The organism is Brachybacterium massiliense, from assembly GCF_900184245.1.
Classification (GTDB): domain Bacteria; phylum Actinomycetota; class Actinomycetes; order Actinomycetales; family Dermabacteraceae; genus Brachybacterium; species Brachybacterium massiliense.
Genome location: NZ_FXXB01000008.1, coordinates 977271 through 990566, shown reverse-complemented (window position 1 = coordinate 990566; position 13296 = coordinate 977271). Strand labels below are relative to the sequence as shown.

Below are 13296 nucleotides of genomic sequence, written 5' to 3'. Positions count from 1 at the left end.
GGAGCGGGTCGCGGCCGACGCCGGCTCACCACTCCAGGATCTGCCAGCGCTTCTTCTTCGCCACCGCGTACAGGCCCAGGTCCGGTGCGACCGCGGCGGGCGTGCCCACGAGCGAGAGCCAGGCGGCGTCCGCGTGGGAGTCGCCGTAGCCGTAGGAGGCCGAGAGGTCCGCGCCGTGCAAGTCGGCGTACTTGCGCAGCCAGTTCGCACGGGCCTCGTCCACCAGCGGGGGAGTGGCGAGGTAGCCGGTCATCACGCCCGAGGCGTCCTCGTCCATGTGGGTCGCGATGACCTCGTCGAAGAGGTCCGCGAGCGGCTCGACCAGCACATCCAGCGCACCGGAGACGAGTACCGTGCGGTGCCCGGCGGCGCGGTGGCGCTCGATGGTCTCGAGCGCCTCGGGCAGGATCGAGGCGCGGATCCGTCGGCCCGCCTCACCCTGCATCAGCGCGCGCAGGTCTGCGCTGCGGTACCCCTTGTAGCGGCGGTTGACCAGGCGGATCAGCTCGGAGCGGTCGCGCTTGTCGGCCCGCAGGTAGCCGGGCACGGAGGCGAGCAGCCCGCCGATCTCCTTCGGCCAGGTGCGGCGCGGCTTCGTGGCCCGCACCACCGCGAAGTACTGCTGGACGATGTTGGTGGCGAGCACGGTGCCGTCGAGGTCGAACACGGCCAGCGCGCTGTCCGAGGCCTTCAGCTCCGGGGTGGGGCGCGAGGCGCGACGCTTCTGCGCGGACTTCGCCCGTGAGTACGCCTTGGTCAGCTCGGTCACGGCCGGCAGGTGCTGCTTCTGGAAGTAGTCCTTCCACACCACCCGGGTGATGTCGAAGTCGTGGGTCTCCAGGAACTCCGCCGGCAGCTCCTCGCGCAGCGCGCGGGTGTTCGCGTCGTCGAAGACCATCTCGGTCTTGGTGTAGTGGCGGTACAGCTCCATGTACTTGCGCAGCAGCGTCAGGCCGGAGCTGGCCTTGTGCAGCTCGGAGGTCCAGCCGCGGGTGCGCTTGGTGGCCGGGAGATACGCGACCGCGGCCGAGCCCAGGCGCGCGGAGAGCTCCTTGGCGCGGAAGCGCTGCTCCACCAGCTCCACAGCCGGGAAGGACCACTCGGGCACCTGGATCGGGCGGCCCTTGTCATCCTCGAGCGGATGCTCCAGGAAGTACTCGCGCACCGCGGTGACCATCTCGTGGAAGGGCAGCGGGTTCGAGGCGCCGGAGACCACCTGGAAGTAGGCGTCGTCCCCGCGCCGGGAGACGTCCTGGGTGGCGAGGGCGACGATCACGTTGACCACGTGGTCCACGGGGATCACGTCGAGGATCGAATCGGCCAGTCCCGGGAACTCGGGCAGCATGCCGCGGCCGTACGCCATGATCAGCGGGTCGGCGACTTTGTAGCCGTCGATCCAGCCCGGATAGGGCTTCTTCATCGCGGACTCGATGATCGAGGGGCGCACGAAGGAGACGCGGTGGCCGTTCGCGGCCCACAACTCCTCGGCGACCTGCTCGGCCATCGCCTTGGTGAAGGTGTAGATGTCGGTCCAGCCCACGGACTGGGCGCGGGTGCGGCCGAAGTCGACCAGGCGCTCGTCCACCCACTCGCGGCGCGCCTCCTCGGAAGCAGCGGCGACGGCCTTGGGGCCCATCCGGCCGTGGCGGTCCGTCGCGGCGCGGATCTGGCTGCGCAGCGTCTCGGGGCGTCGGGACTCGGCCTCGACCCTGGTTCGGGCCTGCAGGGCGGCCTCGTACTCGGCGCGCCAGTCGACGTCTGCGCCGAGCGAGCCCTCCCGGCGCAGGCCCTTGGAGATGCCGCCGACGTAGGCGGTGGAGACATGGATGACGTGCGGGTCCTGGCCCGAGGCGAGCAGCGCCTCGTACAGGTTCTTCGCGCCGCCGACGTTCGTGCGGAACGCCTCGTCGATGGGCGGGTCGAAGGAGACCGAGGAAGCGGAGTGGATCACCACGTCGAACGGGTCGGTGATCGCGGGCATGTCGGTGAGGTCGCCCTCGAGCACGCCGACGCGCGCATCGAAGATCTCCTTCAGCCGCGCCGCGCCGTCGGACCCGTCGGCGCCGAGCAGCTCCGCCCAGGAGGAGAGCACGGGCTTGCGCAGCAGCTGCTCGAGGCGCTTGCGGCCGGTGACCGAGCCCTTGGGGCGGATGACGGCGGTGACGTGGACGTCCTCGGTGGTCTCCAGGAGTGAGCGCAGCACCGCCTGGCCCAGGAAGCCGGTCACGCCCGTGAGCAGGATCCGACGCCCCCCGCGGGTGGTGCCGCCGGTCGCGGACTGTGCTGCGGGGGAGGTGGTGTGCGTCATGGGATCCTCTGGTGAACGGGGACTGCGGGGCGCGGGGCGGATGTTCGGCACCTGCGCGCCCGCGGACTTCACGGACGGCCCTGCAGGGCTCCCACCAGGGAGCTTCTCCGCGCTGGTCAGGGCGGCGCTAGTGTATCGTAGCCGCCATGCATAGGGCCCTGATCACCGGCGGCACCGCAGGCATCGGGGCCGCGTTCGCCAGAGCGTTCGCGGGCAGGGGGACCGCTCTCGTGCTGGTCGCGCGGAACCCCGAGCGCCTCGCGGAGACCGCCGCCCAGTTCCGCGCCGAGCACGGCGTCGAGGTCGAGACGATCGTCGCGGACCTCTCGGACCGCGAGGCGCAGCAGCGCGTCGCGGACCGCCTCGAATCCTCCGTCGATCCCGTGGACGTGTTCGTCAACAACGCCGGCTTCTCCGTCAAGGCGAGCCTGCTGGACCCCGACCTCTCCCAGCACGACCTCGGCTTCGAGGTGATGGTGCGCGCCGTGCTCAAGCTCGGCGGCGCCGCCGGGCGGGGCATGAGCGAGCGGGGCCGCGGCTGGATCATCAACGTCGGCTCCGTCTCCGCGCTGGTCACCCAGAACAACTACTCCGCCATCAAGGCGTGGGTGGGCAACTACTCCGAGTCCCTCGGCGTGCAGCTGCACGGCACTGGGGTGCAGGTCACCGCGCTGATGCCCGGCTGGGTGCGCACCGAGTTCCACTCGCGCGCCGGGATCAAGGGCTCCTCGATCCCCGGTGTGCTGTGGCTGGACGCGGACCGCCTGGTCGAGGACTGCCTGCGGGACGTCGCCCGCGGCAAGCCCGTCTCCATCCCCTCGAAACGCTGGAAGCTGATCGCCGCAGTGCTGCGCACCACTCCGCGTGGGATCGTGGCGAGGCTGAGCGCCGTGCTCAGCCACCGCCGCAGCCGAGAGAAGTGATCGCATGAGCCCGCAGCACGCCGCGAACGATCCGGCCGACGCCGACGAGCCCGCCGGCGCCGACGGCGCTGAGCAGGCCGGGCGTCCTGCCCGTTCGAAGGAGCCCGGCCGGGGCCGGCGCCTGATCGAGTCGCTGTCCGCCCGGTCGCGCGGCGAGGGCTGGGAGAAGCCCACCGGCGAGCTGGCGAAGTACCGCTCTGCCTGGCGGGCCGGCGCCCGTTTCGTGCTGCAGCGGATCCTGTTCCGCGTCGTGGTGAACTCCGCGGTCACCCCGCAGGTGGAGGTCCACCGCCGGGTCAAGAGCATCCGCGGGCCGTTCGTGCTGGTCGCGAACCACACCAGCCACGTCGACGGGCCGCTGCTGGCGATGAGCCTGCCCTGGACGCAGGCGCGCTACCTGTGCACGGGCGCGGCGGCGGACTACTGGTTCGACCACTGGCACCGTCGGATCTTCGTGCGCACCATGCTCAACGCCTTCCCGATCGACCGCGGCGGCTCCCGCAAGCACTCCGGCACCTCGCGCCGCCTGCTGCGCTCGGGCGTGCCGATCCTGGTGTTCCCCGAGGGATCCCGGCAGAAGACGGGCCGGATGTCCGATTTCAAACCCGGCGCCGCGGCGCTCGCGATCGGCGTGGGCGTGCCCGTGGTGCCGGCCGCGATCGTCGGCGGCTACGAGGCGATGCCCAAGGGCCGCTACTGGCCCCGGCCCGGCCGGCCCCCGGTGCGGGTGGTCTTCGGCGAGCCGATGATCTCGGACGAGCAGGAGTCCGCGGTCGAGTTCTCGGGCCGCATCCAGCAGCGAGTCAAGAGCCTGTACGACGAGCATCACGACGAGGTCCTGGGCGAGGCCGCCCGGGACGAGGAGGAATCCGCATGAGCGATCGGCTGAGCGCACGCGAGGTCAAGCGGCACAAGTGGTGGGGCTGGGGTCTGGACGACGTCACCTTCCGCTACGACAACAAGCCCGCCTTCCCCGCCCTGGCCCGCAACAAGGTGGGCGTGGACCTGGACTCGAAGCAGCCGATCGAGCCCGTGCTCTCGGACCACGAGGTCCCCGCCTCCCGTCTGCCCGCCGCCGTGCGCTCGCTGCTGACCGACGCGCTGGGCGAGGAGAACCTCGCCGATGACGACGAGTACCGCGTCGTCCACTCCTTCGGACGCTCCCTGCCGGACCTGTTCCGCGCCCGCAACGGCCACTTCGAGCGCCTCGTGGACGCCGTCGTGTACCCGGCCTCCGAGGAGGAGGTCGCCGCGGTGCTGCGGATCGTCCTCGAGCAGGACCTGGTGCTGATCCCCTACGGCGGCGGCTCGTGCATCTCCGGCTCCGTCACGCCCGACGTCGCCGAGCAGCGCCCGATCCTCACCATGAACCTCGGCCGCATGCGCGAGGTCATCGAGATCGACGACACCGCGGGCCTGGCCCGCGTCGAGGCCGGTGTCTACGGCCCCGACCTCGAGGAGCAGCTGAACGCGAAGGGCTGGACCGTCGGCCACTTCCCGGACTCCTTCACCTATTCCACCGTCGGCGGCTGGGCCGCGACCCGCTCCTCCGGCATGCAGTCCGACAAGTACGGCGACATCGAGGACATCGTGCGCGGCCTGCGCATGGTCCACCCCGACGGCGTGGCCGTCACCAAGCCGATCCCGGGCCGCGACTCCGGCCCCAGCGTGCACGAGATGATCCTCGGCAGCGAGGGCCGTCTCGGTGTGATCACCGAGGTCACCGTGCAGGTGCACCGCATCGCCCCCGTGCGCCAGGTGATCGCCTACATGTACCCCGACTGGGAGCACGGCATCCGCGGCATGCACGCGATCGCCCGCTCCACCGACGTCACCCCCACCTTCACCCGCCTGTCCGACGGGCCCGAGACCGAGTTCAGCCTCGCCATGGTCAAGGAGCCCACCTCCACCAAGGGGAAGGTCGCCGCGAAGGTGCAGGACGGGCTGTTCGCCTACCTGCGCTCCAAGGGCTGGGACACCACCAACGAGATGTCGATCAGCTACGTCTGCTTCGAGGGCTCCAAGGAGTCGGTCGAGCAGCAGAAGGCGATCGTGAAGAAGATCGTGAAGAACAACGGGGGCATCACCCTCGGTGCGGGCCCCGGCGCGATCTACGACCAGAAGAAGTTCGACACCCCCTACCTGCGCGACTTCCTGATGAACTACCAGGTCTTCGGGGACGTGTGCGACACCGGCGCGACCTGGTCGAACCTCAACGAGGTCCACGCGACGGTCTACGACGCCTTCTACAGGACGCAGGAGCAGCAGGGCCTGCCCGGCTTCATGTTCTGCCACATGTCGCACAGCTACCACGCCGGTGCCTGCCTGTACTTCACCTTCGCCTTCCCCTACTCCTCCGAGGAGCAGGCGCTCGAGCAGTACTACGCCGCCAAGAACGCCGTCCAGCAGGCGTTCGTGGACCTCGGCTCGACCGTCTCCCACCACCACGCGGTGGGCACCGAGCACCAGCCCTGGATCACCGAGGACATCGGCGACGTGGGTGTGCGCATGCTCGAGGGCCTGTTCGCGGACAACGACCCGGGCCGGAACCTGAACCCCGGCAAGGTCACCCGCTGAGCCCCGTGTCCCACCCGGTCCTGGTGCTGCGGCACGGGGAGTCCACCGCGAACGTCGAGGGGCTGATCGTCTCGGTCCCCGGCCCGCGCGCGCTCACCGAGGTGGGCCTCACCCCGCTCGGCCGCGACCAGGCCCGCGAGGCCGGGAGGCTCGGTGCGGAGCAGGGCCTCGGACCGGACACGGTGGTGCTCTCGAGCGACTTCGCCCGCGCCCTGCAGACGGCGCAGGAGTTCGCCGCCGCGCTCGGCGCCGGCCCGCCCCGCATCGATCAGCGCCTGCGCGAGCGCAGCTTCGGGACGCACGACGAGGGCCCCGCGAGCGCCTACGACGGCATCTGGCGGATCGACCGCGCCCGCGGCGCCCACGACGGCGAGGTGGAGCAGGTCGCGGCGGTCGCCGCACGCGTGCTCGAGGTGCTGCGCGAGGCCGACGAGATCGCCCGCACCGCCCCGGCGGTGCTGGTCGCGCACGGGGACGTGCTGCAGATCGCGCTCGCGCTCGGCGTCGGCATGGACCCGCACGACCACCGCGACGTCCCGCACCTGGGCAACGCCGAGCTGCGCGAGCTGGGCCCCTCCCGGCAGGGCGCCAAGGCGTGAGCGGGGGCGTGGGCCGGAGTGTGAGCGGGGGCATGCGCACTCACCCGGGCTCGGGCGTGGTGCTCACCGTGCGGGCGGAGCCCGACGCGGCGGAGGCCCTGCTCGAGGAGTTCTTCACCGGGCGCGGCTGGAGCGTCGCGGAACGCGGCCCGGGCAGGGTCTCCTACGAGATCGGCAGCAGGCGCCGCACCGTGTTCCTCGGCGCACTCGCCGGCTCCGCCTTCCACCTCACCGCCCCGCTCGAGCTGCGCGAGGGCCCCGGCGTCACCGAGATCCGCTACCTGTGGGGCGACTCCGCCGGGCGCGCCCTGGGCGGCCTGCGGGGCCGTGCCCGCGCCGCCCGCACCCACGGCGAGACGGCCGCCGCCCTCGAGAGGAAGCTCGAGGCCGACGGCCGTCTGGTGCGGGTGCGGAGGAGCTGAGCCAGGGCTCAGGGGCTCGGGCTCACAGCACGTCGATCAGGCGGTGCTTTCTTGCCTGATCTCCTGCCGTTCGCGCGCTCACAGCACGTCGATCAGGAGTTGAGCACCTTCATCATTCCCGGCAGGTCCTCGGCGAAGCTGCGGTTCCACAGTCCCCACTCGTGGGTCTCGCCGTCGTCGACGCGGAAGTCGTGCTCGATCCCGGCGTCGGAGAGGGCGTTGGAGAAGGATTCCTGCGTGTGCATCACGACGTTCTCCTGGACGTCCATGCCGAACTCAGCCAGGCGGCTGCGGTACTCGCCCACCAGATCGTCCATCCCGTCGAAGCCCAGCAGGTCCAGCAGCGGGCCGTTGCCGGTGCGCAGGAAGACGCGCTTGTCGCGGTAGGTCTCGATGTTCTCCATCGGGTTGTAGCCGCGCGCGATCTCCGGGTAGGGCTCCAGGCCCCAGATCGCGCCGGGGCCGTTCGCACGCAGACCGTAGCGGGGCACGTCGCCGAGGGGCGAGACCATGATCAGCGTGCCCACCAGCAGGCCGTGAGGGGTGGCGCCGCAGTCGGCGGGACCGGAGTAGGAGCTGACGGAGCGGAAGTGGCCCCAGTAGCGCTGGCCGAGAGCCAGGGCGCCGAAGCCGCCCATCGAGAGCCCCGCGATGGCCATCCGGTCCGGGGCGGTGCGGAAGTTCGCGTGCACGAACGGGAGCACCATCTCCATGATGAACGTCTCCCAGTTGGCGACGAGCCCGGCCCGGGGGAAGTTCGCGTTGGAGTAGAAGGAGCCGCCGCCGCCATCGGGCATCACCACGATGGCCTCGTGCTTCTCGGTCTGCTCGATGACGTTGCCGTGATTGGTCCAGTCCTGGTACATACCGCCGCCCCCGTGTAGGAGCAGCACCACCGGGTAATGGCGGTCCGGGTTCTCGTCGTACCCGGCAGGGACCGTCACGCGCAGCGAGGGCGGGAAGGTCTGCACCTGCCCGCCGGTGTCGAAGCGGAAGTCCACGGAGCGGATGTCCTCGTGGATCCACTCGTGGGTGATGTGCAGGCCGCCGGCGTCGCGGTATCCGCCGAGGGCGGAGGCGCTGCCAGCGCCCAGGGCGACGATCGGCGCGGCGGCCGCGGCGCCCAGGAGCAGCGAACGGCGAGAGGGAGAGATCCGGGAGAGTCGGGAGAGGCCAGTGGGGGCGGGGGAGTCGGAGACGTGCTGGGACATGGGTCCTCCAGGGAGCAGATGTCGATGTGTCCGCTCACACAGTCGCCCGCGTCCGCGAGGGTTGCAAGAACCGCAGGTCAAACCTGCAATTCGGGGGGTGCGTGCAATCAGCACCTCCGTACCGGGATGGCACGGAAGTACGAAAGTGCGCGGCGCAGAGCGGATCGTCGGTGCCGGGCCGATGGTGCTGAGTCCGGAAGGAGGCATCGGCCCGGCCCGGGCGGGGCACGGGGCCCCCGCGACGATCCCGAGACGGCCCTCCGTCTCGAGAGGTGCAGGCTCCTTCGCCGTTGAAGGAGCCTGTCCCAGACCATAGTGCGCAGACGGTGAGAATCAGATCACATGCGGGTCACGGATTCCGTGAGCGCTCACGGCCGGGGCGAGCATTTCGTCCCGTTCGGCGCCGCGCCTGCCGGTGTCGTCCGGGCCCGGCAGGGCGCGCGCAGGGATGGTCGTGCGCGGCGTCGGCCTGCGCCCCTACGATGGGATGCACGTCACCGCGGCCCAGTCCGCGACCCACCAGCGACAGGATGAACTGCACCATGGCACTGCGCATCGCCGTCTTCGGCGAGAACCGGCACGAGAAGGTGGACCGGACGGTCCAGGAGATCTACCCCGAGGGCATGCACACCACGATCGCCGAGGGGCTGCGCAGCCTCCTCGCGGCCGACGGGGTCGAGGCCGAGGTGCGCATCGCGCTGCTCGACGACATCGAGGAGTCCCTCTCCGAGGACGCACTCGCCCAGACCGACGTGCTCACCTGGTGGGGCCACATGGCCCACGACGACGTCCCCGACCACATCGTGGAGCGCGTGGTGCGCCGCGTCCACGAGGGCATGGGCCTGGTGCCCCTGCACTCCGCCCACTACTCCAAGCCGTTCAAGGCCCTCATGGGCACCACCTGCAACCTGCTCTGGCGCAACGAGGGCGAGGAGGAGCGGGTGTGGACCGTCAACGGCTCCCACCCGATCGCCCGGGGCGTGCCCCACCCGATCGTGATCCCCGCCCAGGAGATGTACGGGGAGATGTTCGACATCCCCGCGCCGGATGAGCTCGTGTTCGTCTCCTCCTTCGCCGGGGGAGAGGTGTTCCGCTCCGGTGCCGCCTTCCGTCGCGGCAAGGGCAAGATCTTCTACTTCAGCCCCGGCGACCAGGAGTACCCCGTCTACCACCAGGCCGAGATCCAGCGGGTGCTCGCCAACGCCGTGGTGTGGGCGCGCCCGGAGGAGCGCGAGGCCGCGCCGGTCAAGATCGCCAACGCCCCGCGCGACTGGTACCGCGGTGACGAGGTCACCCGTGTCATCTGAGGTCGCCGAGCACCTGACCGACACCTCCGCCGCGCCCGCCCCCGGCCCTGAGCTCACCGGCTTCCCGCGCCTGCCCGCGGACCGGCCCGCCCGCGTGGTGATCGTCGGCGCCGGCGGGATGGGCAGCTGGTGGGCCCGCGAGGTGGTCGCGAGCGAGGTCGCCGAGCTGGTGGGCGTCGCGGACCTCGTCGACGGCGCCCCGCAGCGCGTGATCGAGCAGTCCGGCGCGGACCCCTCGACGGTGCGTGCGGGCACCGACGGCGTCGACCTCGCCGTTGAGCTGGGCGCGGACCTGCTGATCAACCCGACCGTGCCGGTCGCCCACCATCCGGTGACCGTCAAGGCCCTGCACGCCGGGATCCCGGTCCTGGGCGAGAAGCCGGTCACCGAGACCCTGTCCGAGGCGATCAGCCTGATGGCGCATGCGGAGCTGACCGGGGTGCCGTTCATGGTCTCCCAGTCGCGGCGCTTCTTCCGCCAGGTGCGCCAGCTGCGCAGCTTCGTCGCCGCCCACGGGCCGACGGTGATGACCAGCGCCTTCTTCTCGCTGTTCGTCGAGCACGACGGCTACCGCCGCACCCAGCAGCACCCGATGCTGCGGGACATGGGCATCCACGCCTTCGACGCCGCCCGGTACATCACCGGCGCGGACCCGGTGGCCGTCACCGCCCGCGGCACCCGCCCGGACTGGAGCGTCTACTCGCACGATGCGACCGTGAGCGCGACCTTCGAGATGAGCGATGACTCCCTGTTCGCGTATCACGGCACCTGGAACGCGCGCGGGCTCTCGACCGGCTGGAACTCGGAGTGGCGGATCGCCGCCCAGCACGGCTCGGCCACGTGGGATGGCACCGGCGCCCCGGTGCTCGGCACCGACGACGAGGCCACCACCGCGCAGCTGCAGGCCCAGGTGGACGCCGAGACCGCCCCGGAGCCGGACCAGATCGCGGCCTCGCTCGTGGAATGCGTCAGCGCCCTGCGCGAGGGGCGCACGCCCCTGTGCGAGGTGCACGAGAACCTGCTCAGCTTCGCGATGGTCGAGGCGGCCGTCGCGTCCGTCGAGCGCGGGCAGCGGGTCGAGATCGACGAGCTGCTCGAGCAGGCGCGGCTCGAGGCGATCGCCGCGGAGCCCGACGCCGACGCACGCGAGCGGATGCAGTCCTGGACCTCCGTGCGGGAGGCGGCGCTCACCGGCCGCTGACCGTGCGGGCGCCGCGGGGGCGGGTTCAGGGGCGACCCTGGCCCGCCCCGTCCGCGTCGGCCGATGCCGAGGCGCCGGTGATCCTCACGACGATGCGGTCGAGGTGGGGGAGCGCCTGGCGGAGCCGGTCCTCGACCGCGTCGACGATCTGTGCGGAGCGGGCCACCTCGAGCGCAGGGTCGACCACGGCGACGAGCTCCGTCTCGAGGCGATGCCCGATCCAGCGCGCTCGGACGTCCCGCACAGCGCGGACCCCGTCGGCCCCCGCGGCCGCGGACTCCACGGCATCCAGGACCCCGGGCTCCACCCCGTCCATCAGGCGGTGGATCACGGTGCGCATCGAGCTGATCAGCACCAGCACCACCATCACAGCGATCACGAGCCCGATCATCGGATCGATCCAGCGCAGGCCGAGCCAGGCGCCGAGCACCCCGATCACCACGGCGAGGGAGGTCAGGGCGTCGGTGCGCGCGTGCTGTCCCTCGGCGATCAGGGCGGCGGAGCCGATGCGCCGACCGGCCCGGATCCGGTAACGCGCCACCACCTCGTTCCCTGCGGCGCCGATGAGAGCCGCGGCCAGCACCCAACCGCGGTGGGTCATGTCCCGTTCAGCGGTGAGCGCTCGCACGGACTCCCACACGATCAGCCCGGCCGAGAGCGCGATGACCGCACCGATCAGCAGCCCCACCAGATCCTCGGCGCGCCGGAATCCGTAGCTGTAGCGCCGCGTGGGTGCTCGCATCCCCAGGCGGAACGCGATGATCAGCGGGATGGTCGTGGCGAGATGGCCGAGGTTGTGCAGGGTGTCAGCGAGCAGGGCGACGGAGCCGCTGAGCGCGACGAGCACGATCTGCAGGAACGCGGTCGCGCCCATCCCCGCCAGGCTCACCCACGCCGCCCGGATGCCGATCGCACTGGACTCCTCCGCCGTGCGGATCGCCTCGCCGTGGTCGTGGCTGTGCGGGGTCAGCGCATGGCGCAGCCGCGCCCAGCGGGAGCCGCCATGGTCGTGGTGGTGGTCATGGTGGTCATGGTGGTCATGGTGGTCGTCGTGGTCATGATGGTGCCCGCCGTCGTGACTGTGGTGGTGGCTGTGGCTGCCTGGATGGCCGTCGTGGTGCGGGTGCGGGTCAGCGCTGGAGTGCACCGGTCCGTGCTGCGCGGGGGAGCTGTTCACGCTAGCAATGTATCTGCGTAGACATGCAGATAGCAAGATCTGCGTAGCATGAGCACATGCATCCCGCGCCCGTGAACCCGGTTCCCGATGACGAGCATGCGCGCATCGCCGCGAGCACCTTCCGCATGCTCGCCGATCCCACCCGGGTGAAGATCCTCTGGGCGCTGTTCGCCCAGGAGTCCAGCGTCAACGCGCTCGCGGAGTCCGTCGGGGCGACCCCTGCGGCGGTGAGCCAGCACCTGGCGAAGCTGCGGCTGGCGGGACTCGTGGAGAGCAGGCGCGAGGGGACCTACGCCTACTACCGCGCCTCGGACGCCCACGTGCGCCGACTGCTGGCCGAGACGCTCTCGCACGCCGAGCATGTCACCGGCGCCGCCTCCGGCGACGACCCTCACCGCTACTGACACGAGCGGGGAGGGTTCCCGGTGCGGCCAGAAGGCCGCGGGCGAGCCCGGAATGCGGAAGAGCCCCTCGCCGCGTGTGCGGTGAGGGGCTTTTCCCGAAAGCGCGCCCGGAGGGATTCGAACCCCCAACCTTCTGGTTGGGATCGACGGGCTCGCGGCCTGCGGTGATACCGCTTCGGTCACGTCGCGTGCCGGCCGCTGCCTGATCAGGTAGCGGTGTGGCATGGCAACCATCAATGAGTCTTGGAACACAGCGATCACCGACTGGATCGACAGCATGAACGCGGCCGGAGTGCCGGCCACGACACAGCGCACGCGGCGCGAGCACATGCAGCGGTGCGCGAGGGTGGGCGGCTGGTCATCGCCCGCGCTCGTCACCGGCGAGGGCCTCGTGCGATGGTTCTCGCGCCAGTCCTGGGCGGCAGAGACCAGGCGCTCGCACCGCAACACACACCGGGCGTTCTGGGCCTGGTGGACGCTCACCGGCCGCGGCGAGGTGAACCCCGCCGAGGCGCTGCCCCGCGTGAAAGCGAGCGCCGGCGTGCCGCGCCCCGTCGATGAGATCTCCTACCGGGCAGCGCTGCGCGATGCCGCGCCGAGGGTGCGGCTCATCCTGCGCTGCGCCGCCGAGGTAGGGCTGCGCCGCGCCGAGATCGCACAGATTCACCGGCGGGATCTGCTGCAGGATCTCGGGGGCTGGTCCCTGATCGTGCACGGCAAGGGCGAGCGGCCTCGCGTAGTGCCGCTGCCGGCGGGGCTCGCGGCCGAGATCGGCGAGCAGTGCCGCCGGTGGGGGTACATGCTGCCCGGAGACGACGGCGGGCATCTCTCGCCCCGGTACGTTGGCAAGCTCGCCTCACGGGCGCTGCCGGATGACTGGACGTTGCACGCGCTGCGGCACCGGTTCGCCACGCGGGCCTACAGCCTCGATCGTGACGTGTTCACGGTGCAGCAGCTGCTCGGGCACGCCTCACCGGCGACCACGCGCCGCTATGTCGCGTTGGACACCTCGAGCATGCGCTCGACGGTCGAGCGGCTCGCGGCCTAAGCTGAGGAAATGCGCGACTACCACGGCCCAATCCCCACTCCTCCTCAGCCGCCCTCGAGGCCTGCCGATACGAAGAAGTGGGTTGAGCTCACTGATAAGCAGCCCTGCCCGAAGTGTGG

12 protein-coding genes are annotated in these 13296 nt (G+C 71.2%); 9 read left to right on the top strand and 3 right to left on the bottom strand.

Translation table 11 applies throughout. From position 1 onward, the window contains the following. Positions 1-25: 25 nt before the first annotated feature. Complete coding sequence (locus BN4251_RS14600; RefSeq protein WP_087485766.1) at positions 26-2308, bottom strand: HAD-IB family hydrolase; 2283 nt, start codon at positions 2306-2308, stop codon at positions 26-28. A 146-nt stretch (positions 2309-2454) separates the two neighbouring features. Between BN4251_RS14600 and BN4251_RS14595 the strand changes: the two genes are divergently transcribed. From BN4251_RS14595 to BN4251_RS14575, 5 genes are read left to right on the top strand one after another with little or no spacing between them, the layout of a single operon-like run. Continuing rightward, a complete protein-coding gene (locus BN4251_RS14595) occupies positions 2455-3231 on the top strand; it encodes an SDR family NAD(P)-dependent oxidoreductase (RefSeq protein ID WP_087485765.1) in 777 nt (258 codons plus the stop codon). A 4-nt stretch (positions 3232-3235) separates the two neighbouring features. Beyond that, positions 3236-4108, top strand: a complete 873-nt coding sequence (locus tag BN4251_RS14590; RefSeq protein ID WP_087485764.1) for a lysophospholipid acyltransferase family protein — start codon at positions 3236-3238, stop codon at positions 4106-4108. Further along, a complete protein-coding gene (locus BN4251_RS14585) occupies positions 4105-5808 on the top strand; it encodes an FAD-binding oxidoreductase (RefSeq protein WP_087485763.1) in 1704 nt (567 codons plus the stop codon). Before BN4251_RS14590 ends, BN4251_RS14585 begins: the two co-directional genes overlap by 4 nt. A 5-nt stretch (positions 5809-5813) precedes the next feature. After that, on the top strand, positions 5814-6407 hold the full coding sequence (locus BN4251_RS14580; RefSeq protein ID WP_087485762.1) for a histidine phosphatase family protein: 594 nt from the start codon (positions 5814-5816) through the stop codon (positions 6405-6407). Positions 6408-6439: 32 nt separating this feature from the next. Further along, on the top strand, positions 6440-6829 hold the full coding sequence (locus BN4251_RS14575; protein WP_087485761.1) for a hypothetical protein: 390 nt from the start codon (positions 6440-6442) through the stop codon (positions 6827-6829). Positions 6830-6921: 92 nt separating this feature from the next. Here the strand turns inward: BN4251_RS14575 and BN4251_RS14570 are convergent, their stop codons facing one another. Further along, positions 6922-8040 (bottom strand): alpha/beta hydrolase, encoded by a 1119-nt coding sequence (locus tag BN4251_RS14570; protein ID WP_170931977.1) that lies wholly within the window; start codon positions 8038-8040, stop codon positions 6922-6924. A gap of 542 nt (positions 8041-8582) precedes the next feature. On the opposite strand from BN4251_RS14570, the gene BN4251_RS14565 reads away from it, so the two are divergent. Then, positions 8583-9347: a ThuA domain-containing protein gene (locus BN4251_RS14565; RefSeq protein ID WP_087485759.1), complete on the top strand. Its 765-nt coding sequence runs from the start codon at positions 8583-8585 to the stop codon at positions 9345-9347. Next, positions 9337-10548, top strand: a complete 1212-nt coding sequence (locus BN4251_RS14560; protein WP_087485758.1) for a Gfo/Idh/MocA family protein — start codon at positions 9337-9339, stop codon at positions 10546-10548. The genes BN4251_RS14565 and BN4251_RS14560 overlap by 11 nt, the downstream gene beginning before the upstream one ends. Before the next feature lie 25 nt (positions 10549-10573). Here BN4251_RS14560 and BN4251_RS14555 read toward each other — a convergent pair whose 3' ends face one another. Continuing rightward, positions 10574-11725, bottom strand: coding sequence for a cation diffusion facilitator family transporter (locus BN4251_RS14555; protein ID WP_245810371.1), 1152 nt, complete (start codon positions 11723-11725; stop codon positions 10574-10576). Positions 11726-11781: 56 nt separating this feature from the next. Here BN4251_RS14555 and BN4251_RS14550 point away from each other — a divergent pair, with 56 nt between their 5' ends. Both BN4251_RS14550 and BN4251_RS14545 read left to right on the top strand, forming a co-directional pair. Continuing rightward, positions 11782-12129 (top strand): ArsR/SmtB family transcription factor, encoded by a 348-nt coding sequence (locus BN4251_RS14550; RefSeq protein WP_087485756.1) that lies wholly within the window; start codon positions 11782-11784, stop codon positions 12127-12129. 223 nt (positions 12130-12352) lie between these two features. Further along, positions 12353-13177, top strand: a complete 825-nt coding sequence (locus BN4251_RS14545) for a tyrosine-type recombinase/integrase (protein ID WP_087485755.1) — start codon at positions 12353-12355, stop codon at positions 13175-13177. Positions 13178-13296: the final 119 nt, after the last annotated feature.